The organism is Rhodococcus koreensis (assembly GCF_017068375.1).
Classification (GTDB): domain Bacteria; phylum Actinomycetota; class Actinomycetes; order Mycobacteriales; family Mycobacteriaceae; genus Rhodococcus_F; species Rhodococcus_F koreensis.
The window spans coordinates 5187298-5203880 of the sequence record NZ_CP070609.1 but is presented as its reverse complement, the minus strand read 5'-3'; the positions used below and the strand labels follow the sequence as shown (position 1 = coordinate 5203880).

Annotated in this window: 15 protein-coding genes; 7 read left to right on the top strand and 8 right to left on the bottom strand. The window is 69.4% G+C overall.

Translation table 11 applies throughout. From position 1 onward, the window contains the following. Positions 1-82: 82 nt before the first annotated feature. Positions 83-1429 carry an amidase gene (locus tag JWS14_RS23825; RefSeq protein WP_206014528.1) on the bottom strand — a complete coding sequence of 449 codons (1347 nt, stop codon included), beginning with the start codon at positions 1427-1429 and terminating at the stop codon, positions 83-85. Between the two features lie 164 nt (positions 1430-1593). Between JWS14_RS23825 and JWS14_RS23820 the strand changes: the two genes are divergently transcribed. Beyond that, the gene (locus JWS14_RS23820; protein ID WP_206014527.1) at positions 1594-3714 is read left to right on the top strand and encodes a serine/threonine-protein kinase; all 2121 of its coding nucleotides are present in this window, start codon (positions 1594-1596) and stop codon (positions 3712-3714) included. A 10-nt stretch (positions 3715-3724) separates the two neighbouring features. On the opposite strand, the gene hpt is transcribed toward JWS14_RS23820, so the two are convergent. Genes hpt through dacB form a run of 4 tightly spaced genes read right to left on the bottom strand, consistent with a single transcriptional unit; the run spans position 3725 to position 7715 of the window. Continuing rightward, positions 3725-4279: a hypoxanthine phosphoribosyltransferase gene (gene hpt, locus JWS14_RS23815; RefSeq protein ID WP_072947351.1), complete on the bottom strand. Its 555-nt coding sequence runs from the start codon at positions 4277-4279 to the stop codon at positions 3725-3727. Between the two features lie 4 nt (positions 4280-4283). Next, positions 4284-5264: a tRNA lysidine(34) synthetase TilS gene (gene tilS / locus JWS14_RS23810; protein WP_206014526.1), complete on the bottom strand. Its 981-nt coding sequence runs from the start codon at positions 5262-5264 to the stop codon at positions 4284-4286. A 19-nt stretch (positions 5265-5283) separates the two neighbouring features. Further along, the gene (locus JWS14_RS23805) at positions 5284-6330 is read right to left on the bottom strand and encodes a zinc-dependent metalloprotease (protein WP_095863583.1); all 1047 of its coding nucleotides are present in this window, start codon (positions 6328-6330) and stop codon (positions 5284-5286) included. Beyond that, entirely contained in the window at positions 6330-7715 is a 1386-nt protein-coding gene (gene dacB, locus JWS14_RS23800; RefSeq protein ID WP_072947397.1) for a D-alanyl-D-alanine carboxypeptidase/D-alanyl-D-alanine endopeptidase, read from the bottom strand. Before dacB ends, JWS14_RS23805 begins: the two co-directional genes overlap by 1 nt. A gap of 131 nt (positions 7716-7846) precedes the next feature. Between dacB and JWS14_RS23795 the strand changes: the two genes are divergently transcribed. Further along, positions 7847-8338, top strand: coding sequence for an inorganic diphosphatase (locus tag JWS14_RS23795; protein WP_072947348.1), 492 nt, complete (start codon positions 7847-7849; stop codon positions 8336-8338). Between the two features lie 66 nt (positions 8339-8404). Here the strand turns inward: JWS14_RS23795 and JWS14_RS23790 are convergent, their stop codons facing one another. Together JWS14_RS23790 and JWS14_RS23785 are read right to left on the bottom strand one after the other, a co-directional pair. Beyond that, entirely contained in the window at positions 8405-10102 is a 1698-nt protein-coding gene (locus JWS14_RS23790; RefSeq protein WP_206014525.1) for an MDR family MFS transporter, read from the bottom strand. Between the two features lie 75 nt (positions 10103-10177). Continuing rightward, a complete protein-coding gene (locus JWS14_RS23785) occupies positions 10178-11008 on the bottom strand; it encodes a crotonase/enoyl-CoA hydratase family protein (RefSeq protein WP_206014524.1) in 831 nt (276 codons plus the stop codon). Positions 11009-11090: 82 nt separating this feature from the next. Between JWS14_RS23785 and JWS14_RS23780 the strand changes: the two genes are divergently transcribed. Both JWS14_RS23780 and JWS14_RS23775 read left to right on the top strand, forming a co-directional pair. Beyond that, the gene (locus JWS14_RS23780) at positions 11091-12410 is read left to right on the top strand and encodes an FAD-dependent monooxygenase family protein (RefSeq protein ID WP_206014523.1); all 1320 of its coding nucleotides are present in this window, start codon (positions 11091-11093) and stop codon (positions 12408-12410) included. Positions 12411-12485: 75 nt separating this feature from the next. Next, the gene (locus JWS14_RS23775) at positions 12486-13553 is read left to right on the top strand and encodes an alpha/beta fold hydrolase (protein ID WP_206014522.1); all 1068 of its coding nucleotides are present in this window, start codon (positions 12486-12488) and stop codon (positions 13551-13553) included. Positions 13554-13574: 21 nt separating this feature from the next. On the opposite strand, the gene JWS14_RS23770 is transcribed toward JWS14_RS23775, so the two are convergent. After that, positions 13575-14285: a TetR/AcrR family transcriptional regulator gene (locus tag JWS14_RS23770; protein WP_206016170.1), complete on the bottom strand. Its 711-nt coding sequence runs from the start codon at positions 14283-14285 to the stop codon at positions 13575-13577. On the opposite strand from JWS14_RS23770, the gene JWS14_RS23765 reads away from it, so the two are divergent. The 3 genes from JWS14_RS23765 (at position 14278) to JWS14_RS23755 (ending at position 16582) form a co-directional block, all read left to right on the top strand. Next, the gene (locus JWS14_RS23765) at positions 14278-15369 is read left to right on the top strand and encodes an ABC transporter permease (protein ID WP_206014521.1); all 1092 of its coding nucleotides are present in this window, start codon (positions 14278-14280) and stop codon (positions 15367-15369) included. The two genes, JWS14_RS23770 and JWS14_RS23765, sit on opposite strands and share 8 nt — an antisense overlap. A gap of 34 nt (positions 15370-15403) precedes the next feature. Continuing rightward, positions 15404-15877 (top strand): YbaK/EbsC family protein, encoded by a 474-nt coding sequence (locus JWS14_RS23760; RefSeq protein WP_072947342.1) that lies wholly within the window; start codon positions 15404-15406, stop codon positions 15875-15877. A 66-nt stretch (positions 15878-15943) separates the two neighbouring features. Then, entirely contained in the window at positions 15944-16582 is a 639-nt protein-coding gene (locus tag JWS14_RS23755) for a flavin reductase family protein (RefSeq protein ID WP_206014520.1), read from the top strand. Position 16583: the final 1 nt, after the last annotated feature.

Genomic DNA, 16583 nt, shown 5'->3' with positions numbered 1-16583 from the left:
GCGAGCGGTCTCTATTTCGTTCAACGCGCGCGGCGGCCCATCGGTTCCCTCCGCCTCGATCCGGGTCCGGATGTGCGGGAGGTCACCGCGTAGGCGCGACCCTCGGCCAGCCGCCGCCGACCCGCTCGATGTGGGCGGCGAGGGCCAGGATTCTGGCCTCTCCGCCGGGTGGCGCCGCGATCTGCACGGCCAGTGGGGTGCCCGAATGCGAGTGCGTGCCGACGGGGACACTGGCCGCCGGCCAGCCGACGAGATTCCACAGCGCGCTGAGCGGGGCGTACCGCACGTTGGCCACGATGTTCGACAACCACGACCGCTCGCTCCACGTCGTCGCCGCGAGCGGCGGCTGCGCGAGCGCGGGGGTGATCACCACGTCGTAGTTCTCGAAGAAGGCGCGCAGCGAGTCCTCGAGCCTGTTCACCTGCTGCGGGCGGACGAACCGGCCCAGCGCGCGGCCCAACGCGACGTGCCTGCGGGTCCGCGGCTGCAGTCGCCTGCGGTCGAGGCCCTCCGCGTCGGCGGCCGTTCCCGCCGTCCAGCGGGCGAGAACCGGAATCAGGTTGACCGGGTACGGCAACGTCGCGGGCTCCACGTCGTGGCCCGAGCCGGTCAGTTCCGTCCCCGCACGCACGGCCGCGTCCCGCCACTGCGGATCGACCGTGGCCAGGAACGTCGGCGACCCCGACGCCACCGCGATCCGCAGTGGCTCCGACGGCCCGATCCTTGCGAGTTCGGGACGGTCGGCGATCACGGACAGCATGAGGGCGGCGTCGTCGACGGTCGTGGCGATGGGCCCGTTCTCGGCCATGCCGAACCAGGAGGTGGCGCCGAGTTCGGACGGCACAACTCCCCTGCCCGGTTTGATACCGAACACTCCGCAGTTCGCCGACGGGATGCGGATCGACCCCAGACCGTCGGTCCCGTGCGCCAGCGGCACCATTCCCGCGGCGACGGCGGCGGCCGCTCCCCCGGACGAGCCGCCGCAGGTCCGGGACGGATTCCACGGGTTGCGGGTGATGTGGCCGGGCGCATCGGTGGTTCCCCACACCGCCAGTTCGGGCAGGGTCGTCAGGCCCACCACCACCGCTCCCGCCGCCCGCAGTCGCGCCACGACCGGATGGTCGGCGGCCCTCGGTTCGGCGCTGGTCGCGCCTGATCCCTCGCGCATCGGCAGCCCGGCCACGGGGATGACGTCCTTGATCGCGACGGGCACTCCGGCCAGTGGAAGAGTGGCCAGATCCGGTCGGCGGGACAGGGCCAGCGCTTCGGCTCGGGCGTGGTCGCCGAGGACCGCGGCGAACGCCTGGATCTTCGGTTCACGCTCCGCGATGGCCGCGAGCGCGGCCTCGACCTGCTCCATCGGGCTCGAGACGCCCGAGCGGACCTGCTCGGCGACGACGACGGCTGAGGTGAACGGGGAGTCCCCCATCATCCGAGTATATGGTGCAGCGCAGCAGCGATTTCGAGTATTCGCGCTGGATACGGTAGGTCTGCGGGGTTACCATTCGCTTGTCCCTGGATGGGACTCTTCACACCGCTCCAGACAACCTCGATGTGCCCAGAGAACCCGCCCAGTAGAACCCTCGATGTGCAATGACCAGAGGAAACGGGTCGGGCAGAGACGGATCGGCCGCTGGATCGGACTCTGCCGAACGGACCGTCGGAGTCACGAACTCCGAACACGAGAGCAGCGAAGCGACGGTCGCGGCCGGCCCGTCGACGGTGACGGCTGAGCAAAAACTGTCGGCACGGACGATGACCGCCGAGCAGACCGCCGCGTCCGAACAAACCGCTGCCGCCGAACAGACCGCGGAGGCCGAGCGAACCGCTGCCGCCGAACAGACCGCGGAGGCCCGTCCGACCGTGACCGCCCGGCAGCCGGACACGCTCATCACCATGCCGCCCGGCAATGCGGCGCTCGACGACGTGGAGGTCGGGCAGCAGGTCGACGACTTCGATCTGCTGATGGGGCTGGGCAGCGGCGCGTTCGGCCGCGTGTTCCTCGCACGCCAGCGGTCGATGCAGCGTCTCGTCGCGGTGAAGATCTCCCACGACAAGGGCAACGAGCCGCAGACCCTCGCGCAACTCGACCACGACTACATCGTCCGCGTGTTCGACCAGCGGCTGCTCGAGGACCGTCAACTGCGCCTGCTCTACATGCAGTACCTGCCGGGTGGCACCCTGCTGCGGGTTCTGCGGCGCGTGCGCGTCACCCCCGAGCGGGAGCGGACCGGCAGCCTGCTGCTCGACGTCGTCGACGAGGAAATGCGGGAGAAGGGCGAACTCAGGCCCACCGACTCGAGTGTGCGCGACGAGATCGCGTCCCTCACCTGGCCCGAGACGATCGCGTGGCTGGGACGGCGACTGGCCGAGGCCCTCGACTACGCAGGCAAGCGCGGCGTCCTGCACCGCGACATCAAACCCGCCAACATCCTGCTGACGGCGGAGGGTGTGCCCAAGCTCGCCGATTTCAACATCAGTTTCAGCGACACCGTCACCGGGGCGTCACCGCTCGCCTACTTCGGTGGGTCCCTGGCCTACATGTCCCCCGAGCAACTCGAGGCGTGTCACCGCGGAATGCCGGGAACGGCGGCGGACCTCGACACCCGCAGCGACATCTTCGCGCTCGGGGTGATGCTGTGGGAGCTGATGTGCGGGCGGCGTCCGTTCCAGGACGAGGACGTGTCGAGCGAGTCGCTCGCCGCACTCGAGGCGATGCTGGACAGCCGCAGCCGCGACGTCGACCCGGAGTTCCTGGACCAGTTGCCCGCCGACTGCCCGCCGTCGCTGCGCCGGGTACTGCTGACGTGTCTGGCGCCGAAGCCGGAGGACCGGTGGTCGTCCGGCGCCGAACTGGCCCAGCAGTTCGACCTGTGCCTGAACCCGCGGGCCCGTGATCTCGTCGATCCGCCGCCGAACAGTTGGCGCATGCGGTTGCGCCGCTTCGCGCTTCCGATTCTGGTTTTCGGTATCGCGGTGCCGAACGCGCTCGCGGGCGCGTACAACTATCACCACAACAAGATGCTGATCATCAGCAATCTGACGCCGGAGGCGCAGCAGTCGTTCGAGGGGATCCAGTTGGTGATCAACTCGATCGCTTTCCCGTTGGGCGCTATCATGCTGCTCTACTGGTGCCGCTACCCGCTGCTGGTTCCGCGGGGTCTGCGCAAGGGCCGGACGTACGACCGCCAGACCCTGGCCCGAGCCCGCACCGACACGTTGCTGCTCGGCGACCGCGTGGTGCTCGTGGTGTTCGGGTTGTGGGTGATCGCGGGAATCGCCTATCCGATTTCCCTGCAATTGGCGGCGGGGAACGTGCCGCCGGGCGCGTACGTGCACTTCATCGCGTCGCTGATCGTGTGTGGTGCGGTGTCGGTGGCGTACCCGTTCTTCGTGGTGGCGTTCTTCGCGGTGCGCTGCATCTACCCGACCCTGCTACCGCAGGACATCGCGAGCAGCGCCGACGCGCACAAACTGCGGGGACTCGACCGCCGCAGCACGCTGTATCTCGCGGTGGCCGCGTCGGTTCCGCTGGCCGGTGTGGCCGGGGTGACGTTCCTGTCGCCCGACGAGATCACGCTGGTGATCATCGCCGTCCGCATCCTGTGCGTCGGCGGCATCTTCGCGTTCGTCGGCGTGTACTGGCTGTTCCGCCAGCTGGAGCAGGATCTGCGGGCGCTGGAGCTCGCCGTGTCCCACGAACCCGTCCGCTGACGGGCGGGGTTCAGCCGCCGTAGACGGAGGGCTCGAGCGTTCCGATGTACGGCAGGTCGCGGTAGCGCTCGGCGTAGTCGAGGCCGTAGCCGACGACGAATTCGTTGGGAATGTCGAAGCCGACGTTCGCGACGTTGATGTCGACCTTGATGGCGTCGGGCTTGCGCAGCAGCGTGACGACCTCGAGCGACGCCGGGTTCCGCGTCGAGAGGTTGCGCATCAGCCAGGACAGTGTGAGACCGGAGTCGATGATGTCCTCGACGATCAGCACGTGGCGGCCGGCGATGTCCTTGTCGAGGTCCTTGAGGATGCGCACGACACCCGAGGACGATGTGGACGACCCGTAGGAGCTGACGGCCATGAACTCCATCTGGGTGGGGATGGGGAGGGCCCGCGCGAAGTCGGTCATGAAGAAGATGGCGCCCTTGAGGACACCCACCAGGAGCAGATCCCCTTCCGGGGCGCCCTCCGGGTAGCGCTTGGCGATCTCCTCGGCCAGTTCGACGGTACGTCGACGGATCTCGTCCTCGGAGATCAGTACCGATGCGATGTCGCCTTCGTACACGCGATCAAACCCTTCGTCGGTCGTCCAATCCGACGTTCAGCCTGCCACGTCGTCGGCGGACCACCAACCTCGCGTCCGGAGTTCCGCCCCCGATCGCTACCTGTCCCTGTCCCCGCCACCGTGCGACGAGGTCGTCCACGGCCCGCAGCTGGGTATCTCCGAGACCGCGCGCACCAGCGGCGAGGAGCCAGCTGCGCAGCACCCGCCGGCGGACGGGTGGCGCCGACAGAGCGAGCACGGCCGCGTCGATTTCGCCGTCCACCACGACGTTCGCTCCGGCGTCGGCGGCCAGCGCGTCGAGGACCGCCCCTTCCTCGCGCAGGTGCTCGCCGGTGCGGGCGAGGGCCCCGGCGACGCCGCCGCCCAGGACGTCCTCCAGCAGCGGCAGCACCTCGGTGCGCAGCCGCACCCGGACGAAGTCGGGTGAACTGTTGTGCGGATCCTCGTGCGGGCGCAGGCCTAGTTCCGCGCAGGTCTGCCGGGTCACCGCGCGTCGCACGTCCAGCAGCGGCCTGCCCCATGGGCTGTCGTAGGGGCTCATTCCCCAGATGGATCGACCGCCCGAACCGCGCGACAGCCCCAGCAACACCGTTTCGGCCTGATCGTCGAGGGTGTGCCCCAGCAGCACCGGGCGGCTTCCGCGCGCCGAGTCGAGGGCCCGGTAGCGGGCCTGCCGGGCGGCGGCCTCGAGCCCGCCGGTTCCGGTGACGTCGACGGGAAGCACCTCGGCGCCCGCGCAGCCCAGGGCCCGGGCACGCGCTGCCGCCTCGTCGGCGACGGCGTCCGACCCCGGCTGCAGCCGGTGATCGACGACCAGGGCGATAGCCGAACGCGCCTCGGCGGCGGCCGCCGCGGTCAGTGCCAGTGAATCGGCGCCGCCCGACAGAGCGACCGCGACGTCGCCGTCCGGCGCGTGTGCCGCGATCCAGCGCCGCACCGCGTGACGAACCTCGAGGATCGCCCGCTCCTCGGGAAGCACTGTCACCGGCTCAGTCCTTCGCGAATCAGCCCAGCACCCGGGACACCCAGGCGTCCGGCGCGTCGATCTCCGCGAGCCGGGGCAACGTGTCGGGGCCCGTCCACACGACGTTGAACCGGTCCATCCCGACCTTGTCCACGACAGCGTCGACGAACGCCTTGCCGCGCACGTACTGCGCCATTTTCGCGTCCATTCCGAGCAGCGCCCGGATGACGCGCTGCACCGGGTTGCTCTTGCGGCGGCGCCGGCTGTCGAAGGCCGCGCGGATGGCGGCCACCGACGGCACGACCGCGGGACCGACCGCGTCCATCACGTGGTCCGCGTGCCCCTCGAGAAGGGTGCCGAGCACCAGCAGACGGTCGAGTGCCTCACGCTGCGGCTCGGCCTGGGTCGCGCGCAGGAGTCCGACGATGCCGCCCGGTGCGCCCGACTCGTCGGGCTCCGTGCGCCCACGGTCGCGCAGCGCGGAGGACAACCGGCCGACCATGTCGGTGATCGACTCGTCCTCGGCGGATCCGAGGGTCTCCACCGACTCCTGCATGTACCCGGTGAGCCACGGCGAAGACGAGAACTGCACCCGGTGCGTCACCTCGTGGAGGCACACCCAGAGCCGGAAGTCGCTGGGCCGCACCCGCAGTGTGCGCTCGACGGACACCACATTGGGCGCGACGAGCAGCAGGGTCCCGTTGTCGCCGGTGAACGGGTCGTACTGGCCGAGGATCGCCGAGGACAGGTAGGCGAGCATCGCCCCGGCCTGAATGCCCGCCGGCTTGCCGAGGAGCATGCCGGGGGCGGCGTCGCCGCCGGTGAGTTGCGACATCGAATGCGCGGCGGCGTGGATCCACCCCGCCCGGTCGAGGATCTGGGCGGTGGGCACCGGCAGTCCGTCGGCGAGGCCGGTGACTTCCCGGACGGGCAGTTCCGCGCGCATCGACGCGTCGGCCAGTTCCGCGACCACGGTTTCGGCCGTGTACCGCGACGTGGCGGGCCCGCTGCGCGCCAGCCTCACTCCCGTCCTGGCTGCGAGTTTCCAGTCGACGGCACCGCTGAAGGCATTTCCCTCGGCGGCCATCACTCGCACCCGCACGTGCGGAGCGCGGCCGCCAGTGCGTCGAGCGCGGGACGGCTGACCTCCGGCGGGCGGTCGTTGGACATCAGCGCGAACGTGAGGACGCGCCCGTTCTGGTCCACCACGTAGCCGGCGAGGGCGCTGGCCGTGGACAGGGTGCCGGTCTTCGCGCGCACCCATCCGGCGCCTGTGCGGTTCCCCGACGCGTACCGGTCCGACAGGCTGCCCGTGGCACCGGCCACCGGCAGGTAGTCGAGCATCGGCCGCAGGGCGGGATTCCCCTCCCCGGCGGACGCCGTCAGGACCTGGTCGAGCGTGTGCGGTGCGATGCGGTCGTCCACGGACAGCCCGCTCGCGTCGTGCAGCGTGAGCCCCGACAGATCGAATCCGGCACCGGACAGGGTCTGGCCGATGGTCGCGACGGCGCCCGCGAACGATGCTTCCGCGCCGGCATTCATGGCAACCTCCCGCCCGATCGCTTCGGCAAGCACATTGTCCGAGTGTTCCATCATCTGCCGCAACCGGTCGCGCAGCGGCGCGGACTGCACACTCGCGACGGTGGCGGCGCCGGGTGCCGCGACGCCCGACGCGACCGCAGACGGGTCGACGCCGAGCGCACCGGCCAGCGTCCGCCCGGCGTCGAGCGCGGGCGTCGAACTGCGCGGCGACTCGTCCACGAGTGGGTCGGCGCGTCCGCCGTCGATCATGATCGGCTCGGTGGGGGTGATGAATCCGGCGCCGACATCGGTCGGGAACCACCCCTGCGCCATGGTGTCGCCCGAGTAGATGCCGGTGTCGACCACGATGCGCGTCACCTGGATGCCCGCGTTCCGGATCTGATCGACCAGTTGCGAGATGTGCGCCGCACCCGGGTAGTAGCCGTTCTCCCCGACCGGCTTCGCGGTGAGAGTGGGATCACCACCGGCGACGAGGACGATCTCCCCGGGAGTCGCCCCCTGCACCACCTTCGTCGTGACGCGGTGGTCGGACGGCAACGACAGCAGCGCGGATCCCGCGGTGAGGACCTTGGTGGTCGACGCAGGCGTCATCGGGGTCTGCGGGTTGACGCTCCACAACACCTGACCGGTGACCGCGTCGGCGACCGTTCCGCTGAACTTGCCGAGGTCGGGGTTGGCGGCGGCCGGATCGACCGCGGCCGCGATCCCCTGCGCAGTCGGCATCGGCGCGTCGTCCGGGACCGGCGTGACCTGCGGGGCCGCGATGATCGGCGCCGGTGCGGGGGCGATCGTCAGTTCACCGCGGCCCGCCGACGCGTTGTGCGCGCTCACCGCGACCACCAGCACGGCGGCCATCGCGAGCACCACGACGACGACCGACGCGAACAGAATTCGCATGTTCCGACGGTGGCGTCCCGCCAACGAGCCCATCTTCTTCTTTCCCTGGCCCGGCAACGCGCCTCCGTCTTCACTGTGATTCGTGGGTGGTCAGACAACCAACCTTATCCTCGACCCGATATCCTCTCCCCGAATCATCATCGACACGACAGCGAGGAATCGGCGTGGAGTTCGACGTCACCATCGAGATCCCCAAGGGTCAGCGAAACAAGTACGAGGTCGACCACGTGACCGGTCGCGTGAAGCTGGACCGCTACCTGTACACCGCGTTCGGCTACCCGGCCGACTACGGCTACATCGAGAACACCCTCGGCGAGGACGGCGACCCGCTGGACGCGCTGGTTCTGCTCCCCGAGTCCGTGTTCCCGGGAGTCATCGTCGAGGCACGTCCCGTCGGCATGTTCAAGATGGTCGACGAGGCCGGCGGCGACGACAAGGTGCTGTGTGTGCCCGCCGGCGACCCGCGCTGGGACCACATCCAGGACATCGGCGACGTCCCGCAGTTCGAACTGGACGCCATCAAGCACTTCTTCGTCCACTACAAGGACCTCGAGCCGGGCAAGCACGTCGAGGCGGCCGACTGGGTCGGGCTCGCCGAGGCGAAGGCCGAGGTCGAGGCCTCGCTCGAGCGTCTGAAGGACAACGGCGGGCACTGAGCCCGACGTTCGTTCAAGCGGCGCCCAGTCCTCCCGTCATCGGGTGGACCGGGCGCCGTTGCCGTCTCACTCCCCCGCGTCGCCGCGGGCCGCGGCCTGCAGTCCGGACTCGCTGCGCAGGGGTACTTCCTTCCACAGCACGGTGAGGACGAACGCGACGACGGCGAGTACCGAGACGCTGAGGAAGACGGATCCGATGGCGTCGGCGAATCCTTGCCGGAACGGCAGGGCGAGCACGTCGTCGAGTCTTCCGATCACCGAACTGTCCGTGAGGACGCCGCTGACACCTGCGTGGTCGGGGCTGAGCATTCCCTGACCCATGGCGGCCTCGGCGGGGTCGTTGCTCTGCGCGGCGGCTACGACTGCCCGCCGGAAGTCGGAGGTGCCTGCGGCGGCCGTCACGCGCTCGCCGATGGCCGGGGTGAGGCGGGAGAAGAGGATCGACAGGAAGATCGCGACGCCTGCGGTGCCGCCGATCTGCCGGAAGAAGGTGGCCGCTCCGGTCGACACCCCCATGTCCTGCGGGGGCAGGGCGTTCTGAATGGCGAGGGTGAGCGGCTGCATCAGGTTTCCGAGACCGAGTCCCAGGATCAGCATGAACGCCATCACGACGGGCATCGGGGTGTCGGCTGCGAGCGTGTGCAGCAGGAACGCGGCGACCGCGATCAGGGCGGTCCCCAGGATCGGGAAGTACCGGTACCGCCCGGTCCGCGAGATCATCTGGCCGCTGACCACCGACCCGGCCATGAGACCGAGGACCATCGGCAGGATCTGGAACCCGGCGAGGGTGGGGCTCGAGCCCTTCACCACCTGCAGGTACTGGGGCAGGAGGGTGATGCCGCCGAACATCACGGCGCCCACGACGAGGCTGATGACGACGCCGAGCGCGAAGGTGCTGTTGCGGAAGAAGCGCATCGGGATGAGCGCGTCGTCCTTCATCGCCAGTTCCACGAGCACGAACGCGAGCACGCCGACGACGCCGATCACGTAGCACGCCAACGACTTCGAGTTTCCCCATCCCCAGGTGTGCCCCTGTTCGGCGACGACGAGCAACGGCACGACACCCACCGCGAGGGCGATCGCGCCCCACCAGTCGATCCGCCTGCTTCCGCCCGGTCGCCGCGGAAGCTGCAGCACCCGGGAGACGACGGTGAGCGCGACCAGCCCCACCGGCACGTTGACCAGGAAAACCCAACGCCAGCCGTCGATTCCGAGGATCACGTCCTGCCCGGCGAACAGTCCGCCGAGCACCGGCCCGAGCACGCTGGACGTGCCGAACACCGCCAGGAAGTAGCCCTGATACTTGGCGCGCTCACGCGGGGAGACGATGTCGCCGATGATGGTGAGCGCCAACGAGAACAGGCCGCCGGCGCCGAGTCCCTGCACCGCGCGGAAGGCCGCGAGCATGTACATCGACGTCGAGAACGTGCACAGGACCGAGCCGATCACGAACACCGTGATGGCGAACATGAAGAACGGCTTGCGGCCGTAGATGTCGGACAGCTTGCCGTAGAGCGGCGTCGCCAGGGTCGCGGTGACGAGGTAGGCGGTGGTGGCCCACGCCTGCAGCGAGTAGCCGTCGAGGTCGTCGGCGATGGTGCGGATCGCCGTCGCCACGATCGTCTGATCGAGCGCGGCGAGGAACATGCCGAGCATCAACCCGCTGAGTACAGCCAGGATCTGCCGGTGGGTGTAGGCCACCGGCGTTTCGACCGAATTCGACACTGTTTCCTCGCTGCGCTGTCGTTTACTTGTAGTCGGCAAGTATGCGAGCGCAGCGAGGATTCGGGCAACTGTTGGACTGGGCTTTACCTGCGGATAAGCTCTGCCGCCGCCGGACTACTCGCCCTTGAACTCGGGGGCGCGCTTCTCGAAGACTGCGGTGATCGCCTCGGTCAGGTCCTGAGACGGCAGGAACGCAGCGTTCCACGCGGCGACGTAGCGGAGGCTGTCGTCGACGGCGGCCGCCCGGGAGTGGTCGAGGACGTCCTTGATGCCGTGCACGACGAGCGGCGGGTTCGCCGCGATCTCGGCTGCGGTGGCGTGCGCGGCCGCGAGGACGGCGTCGGCGTCCGCGAAGACGTCGTTGACGAGACCGATCTTCTGCGCGCGGTCCGCGTCGATGTCCTTGCCGGTGAGTGCGAGTTCCCGCAGATGGCCGTCGCCGATGATGGCGGGCAGCCGGGCGAAGCTGCCCATGTCGGCGACGATCGCGACCTTCACCTCACGGATGCTGAACTTCGCGTCGGCGCCGGCATAGCGGATGTCGCAGGCGGAGATCAGGTCGACGCCGCCGCCGATGCACCAGCCCTGGACGGCCGCGACCACCGGCTTGCGGCAGTCGGCGACCGCGTTGATGCCGGACTGCATCCGCTTGATCATGTCGTGGAACGCGGTGCGCGGGCCTGCCTGTGCCTTGTCCGCGAGGACGGAGCCGAAGCTGCCGCTCATGGCGGGCAGGTCGAGACCGAAGGAGAAGTTCTTGCCCGAGCCCGCGATCACCACGGCCCGCACATCCGGATCGGAGTCGAGTTCACCGAAGATCTCGGGGAGCTCGCTCCAGAAATCCGGCCCCATCGCGTTGCCCTTGCCGGGTCCGGTGAGTGTCACCTGCGCGACGTGATCCTTGCGCTCGACGGTGAACGCATTCCAGGTCTTCTGTTCGGTCATTACTCGAGAGTAACCTCCGCTCGCCGGTGTCAGGAGAAATACCCTGGAGGTCTCAGCATCGCCTTGCGAACGGACAGCCGCGATGACGCATCGGACGACCCCGGGTGGCGACGCCGTGGTCGTCGGCGCCGGAATGGGTGGTCTACTGGCCGCTGCGGCGCTCGGCAGCACGTTCCGGAACGTCGTCGTCCTCGACCGCGACGTTCTTCCCCACGCGGCCACGGCGCGCCGGTGTGTGCCGCAGGCCCGGCACGTGCACGCTCTCCTCGCCGGTGGGCAGGCCGCGATGGAGGACCTCCTGCCGGGTCTCGTGCCCGAACTCCTGACCCTCGGCGCCACCGCGGGCGACGCGCTCGGCGACATCCGGTGGATCGTCGACGGGCATCGGATGGCCCGCGCGACCAGCGGGGTTCCCGGCATTCTCGCCAGCAGGCCGCTCGTCGAGTGGCAGGTGCGGCAGCGGATCCAGGCCCTGCCGAACGTGCGGATCCTGGACCGTTCCGACGTCACGGGTCTCGCCCTGGACGGCGGGAGGGTGACCGGCGCGACCGTGCAGCACCGGGGCGGGGCTCCGCCGGAGGTCGTCCGGGCCGATCTCGTCGTGGATTCGTCGGGCCGCAGTTCGCAAAGCGTCGCCCGGCTCGGCGCGCTGGGGTTTTCGCCGCCGTCCGAGTCGCAGGTGGCCGTGAACGTCAGCTACGCGACGAGGCACTTCCGGCTCGACCCGCCGCATCTGGACGGAGATTCCGGCATCGGGATGGCGCCGGGACCGTCGAGTCCGCGCAGTGGATTCATGGGCGTGCAGGAGAACGGCACGTGGATCGTCACTCTCGCCGGGTACGGCGACGACGTGCCGCCGCTGGATCCGGGCGGGTTCCTCGACTTCGTGAAGTCGTTCCCGGCTCCGGACATGTACGACGCACTGCGCACGGCCGAACCGGTGGACGACGGCGTGCGCTACCGGATCCCGACGACCGTCCGGCGGCACTATTCCGCGGACGATCTGCCGCCGAACTATCTGCCGTTCGCGGACGCCATCTGCTCGTTCAATCCCATCTACGGTCAGGGGATGAGTGTCGCCGCGGTGGAGGCGCAGATCCTGCGGGACTGCCTGCGGTCGGGTCGGACGCATCTCGCTCGCCGGTTCCTGCGCGGGGCGAACCGGTGCATCGATGCCGCGTGGACCCTCACCGCCGACAATGACCTCCGGATCCCGGCCGTGCCGGGACGACGGTCGGCGCGGGTGCGGTTCGCCAATGCCTATGCGTCCCGGCTCGACCGGGCCGCGTCCGTGGACCCGGCCGTGGGGTCCGCTTTCCTCCGGGTGACGCATCTCCTCGACCGTCCGGGGACGTTGCTCCGACCGGCGACGGTGCTGCGGGTTCTGCTCGCCTCCCGCTGACGGACCACCGCAGGATTACCTGTATGTTGACGTCACAGATACCTGGAGGATCTGCGCCGCCACGAGAGGAAATCCGTGCTCGACATCGCCTGGAACCCGACGCTGAACACGCTGACCCGCAACGCCTGGCGGCTGTCCTTCGGCGGCGGCATCGCGCCCGTCCAGCGCACCCCGTCGACCCGCATCCACGAGGCACCCCATCAGGACCTGTACCGGTTCGACGGTTCCGACACCGACGACGACCGGCCCATCCTCCTCGTGCCGCCGCTCGCCGCGCCCGCACAGTGCTTCGACCTCCGGCCCGGCCAGAGCCTGGCCGCGCACCTGGCCGGGTCGGGAAAGGCCACGTATCTCGTCGACTACGGAACGATGGGCTACGCCGACCGCGGCCTGGGGTTCGAGGACTGGGTGGACAACTTCATCCCGGCCGCCGTCGACCGCGTGTCCCGGCTCCACGACGGCGCACCCGTCGACCTGATCGGCTGGAGCCTCGGCGGCACGATGTCGCTGCTCACGGCCGCCGGCCGGGGCGATCTGCCGATCGGTTCGGTGACGGCGATCGGCACGCCGATCGACTACGAGTCGGTGACCATGATCGCGCCGTTGCGGGCGGTCGGCCGGTTCACCGGCGACCGTCCCCTCACCACCGCCACGGGAGCGATGGGCGGACTGCCCGCGCCACTGGTCCAGGCCAGCTACCGTTTCACCGCACTCCAGCGCGAACTCACCAAGCCGTGGTTCATCGCGCGGAACCTGCACGACACCGAGACCCTGGCCCGCATGGAGTCCATCGACCGGTTCATGGCCGACATGCCCGGGTACCCCGCACGCTTCTTCCGCCAGGTCTGCACTCAGCTGATCCTCGGGAACGCGCTCGCCACAGGGAGCTTCGAGACCAGGAACGGCGCGATCGCGCTCGCCGATCTGACGGTGCCGGTCCTCGCGATCGGCGGCACCGAGGACGTCATCGCCCCGATCCCGTCGGTCCGGGCGGCGACGGACGTGCTCACCGGGTCACCGTCGGTGCGGTTCGAGTCCGCGCCGGGCAGTCACCTGGGACTCGTCGCGGGCCCGAAGGCCAAGGACTCCACGTGGGCACACATCGACGGCTTCCTCGACGGGGTCGTCGCGCAGACCGCCTGACATCAGCCCGGCCCGGGCTGTTCAAACGAGCCCGGCCCGGGCGACGGCACCTGCGAACAACGCGGTGACCGCGGCGCCCATCGTCTGCTGGTCCACTTCCTCCGGGTCGACCGAGTGTTCGAGCACGAGGCCGGAGATGAGGGCCATCAGCGAGATGGCCGTGGTGCGGACGTCGAACGTGTCGTCGACTCCCCACTCCCGCGCGCGCTCGCCGATCAATTCGACGAGCCGTCCCCGCAGTTGCCGCCGTTCCCGCAGGTAAGCCTGCGCGATCTGCGGGTCGCGGGCGGCGAGCACACCGAATTCGAGTACCAGCAGCGACCAGCCCGGCTCACGCACCATCCACGACGCGACGGCCTCGCCACCCTTCCCCGCGGCGTCCGTCGGGTTCATACCGGCGATCTCGGCGAGCACCCGTCCCGCGAGTTCGAGTGAGCGCGCCGCGAAGAGTTCGGCGAACAGGTCCTGTTTCGACTCGAAGTTCGAGTAGACCGCGCCCTTGGTGAATCCGGCCCGGCGCGCGACCTCGGCGAGCCGGGCCGCACTGAAGCCACGTTCCGCGAATTCCTCCGCCGCCGCGTCGAGGAGGCGCCGGCGTACGACGTCGCGACCGGGACGCGTCGTCGGCGTCCATTCGGTGTGACGACTGTCCGGTTGACGTTCTTCAGTCACGATACCTATGGTATTCAATACCCACGGTATCGACAAGGATCGAGGACGTCCGATGACCATCACCGCCAGCGAAACCACCACCCCGGCTCCCGCGCACCACGACAGCCCGGTGTCGAAATACGGCGCGCCCAAGGTGATGGCCGCGCTGGTCTTCGGTGTTCTCCTCCTCCAGCTCGGCTTCATCCTCAGTTACGTGGCCGCGTTCCATCAGCCGACGCCCCGCGACATCGAGATCGGTGTCGTCGCCGCGGCGGGACTGCCCGCCGGGACGGACCAGCAGGTCGCCGACCGGCTCGACGCGATCGACGGCAGGCCGCTCCGCGCACGGGTCGTCTCGGACACCGCGGACGCCCGTCGCCTCCTCCACGACCGCGAGATCCAGGGCGCGTTCGTCATCAATCCCGCCGGCCCCGACACCCTGATCACGGCGAGCGCGGGCGGCAGTTCCATCTCGAGCGCACTCGAATCTGTCTTCACCCAGGTGGAGAACAGTCAGGGTCGCGAGTTCACCGTTCGCGACGAGATTCCCGTCGGTGCACACGACAACCGCGGGCTGTCCGGTTTCTATCTGGCGATCGGGTGGGTGGTCGGCGGCTACCTGCTCGCGGCGGCGATCGGCCTGTTCATCGGCGCCCCTCGGACGCTGCGCCAGGCGTCGGCGCACACGGCCGTCCTGTTCGGCTACGCCCTGCTCTCCGGCGCCCTCGGCGCCCTGATCACGACGCACGTGCTCGGCACGTTCGCGGGCCACTGGTTCCCGCTGTGGCTCCTCGGGACCGGTGTCGTCTTCGGCACGGCCGTGTTCACGCTCGGCCTGCGCGCCTCGGTCGGCATCCTCGCGGTGCCGCTCGCGATCGCCGTCTTCGTCATCCTGGGCAATCCCAGCGCCGGCGGGGCGTTCGGTTCGAACGTCATCCCCACGTTCTACGCGGCCATTGGACGGTGGATCACCCCCGGCGCGGGTACCGAGGGAATCCGCAGCATCGTGTATTTCGACGACGTGGGGCTGGGACAGCCCGCGCTCGCCCTCGCGCTGTACTCCGCGGTCGGGCTGGGACTGCTGTTCGGGTTCACCGTCCGGCGGCTCCGGAAGCTGGAATCGACTACGCCCCGTTCCGATGTCGTGTCGGAAGACGCTTCTTGATGTCGTTCCAGGGGAATGGACCTACTCTTGGTTCATGCCGACGCCCTTGCACCCCCACGCCGCGCATGTCGCCGAGACTCTGATCGCGCGAGGGCACCATGGGGTGATCGTGACCCAGCCCGACTCCACCCACACCGCGGCCGAGGCGGCGGAGTCTCTGGGGGTCGATGTCGGCGCCATCACCAAGTCGCTGGTGTTCCTCCTCGACGACGACCCGATCCTGCTCCTCGTGTCGGGGGCGCACGAGGTGGATCTGGCGAACACGGGCAAACGACTGCAGGGGAATCTGACCCAGGCACCCCTCGACATGGTGCGGATCGCGACCGGGCAGCCGATCGGCGGTATCGCCCCGCTCGGCCATCCCACGAACCTTCCGACCTACGTCGACAACGCCCTGTCGGAGTACGCGGAACTGTGGGCGGCCGCCGGTCACCCGGACACCGTCTTCCGCACGTCGTTCTCGGAGTTGGTCCGGATCACCGCGGGCCTGGCGATCGACGTCGACTGAATCCCGGGCGGTTCCCGCCCTTATAGTTGACGTCAGATCTCGTGAACGAGAAAGACGCGCGCGAGAATGACCGCGCTCGAGAATGACACAGTGCCCACACGGGCCGACCCGGAGAATGATTTGTCCGACAGAGCCGAGAACGCCGATACCGTCGATGGTTCGGACCTCCCCCACGACCCCGAACTCGCCCCCGGAATCTGTGCGGAGGATTACCGCGCAGCCCTGCGCCGTCACCCGGCGGGCGTCACCATCGTGACCCTCGACTCGGGATCGGGCCCGGTCGGCTTCACCGCATCCTCGTTTTCGTCCGTCTCGCTGGCCCCGCCGCTGGTGTCGTTCAACATCGCGAACACGTCGTCGAGCATCGATGCGCTCCACTCGGCGGGCTCGCTGGTGATCCACCTGCTCGGGGAGCACCAGCAGCACCTGGCTCAGCGCTTCTCGCGGAGCGCGGACCAGCGGTTCTCCGACGAGTCGCTGTGGGCGCGGCTCGACACCGGCGAACCGGTTCTCCACGGAACTCCCAGCTGGATGCGGGTCGTCGTGGACCAGTTGATCCCGGTCGGCGACCACACGCTCGTCATCGGCCTCGTCACCCGCGTCCACGCCGAGGCCGACGACGATTCCGCGTCGGCTCCCCTGCTGTATCACGAGGGCCGGTACTACCGGCCCACTCCGCTGGGTTCAGCGAACAACGGCAACTGAC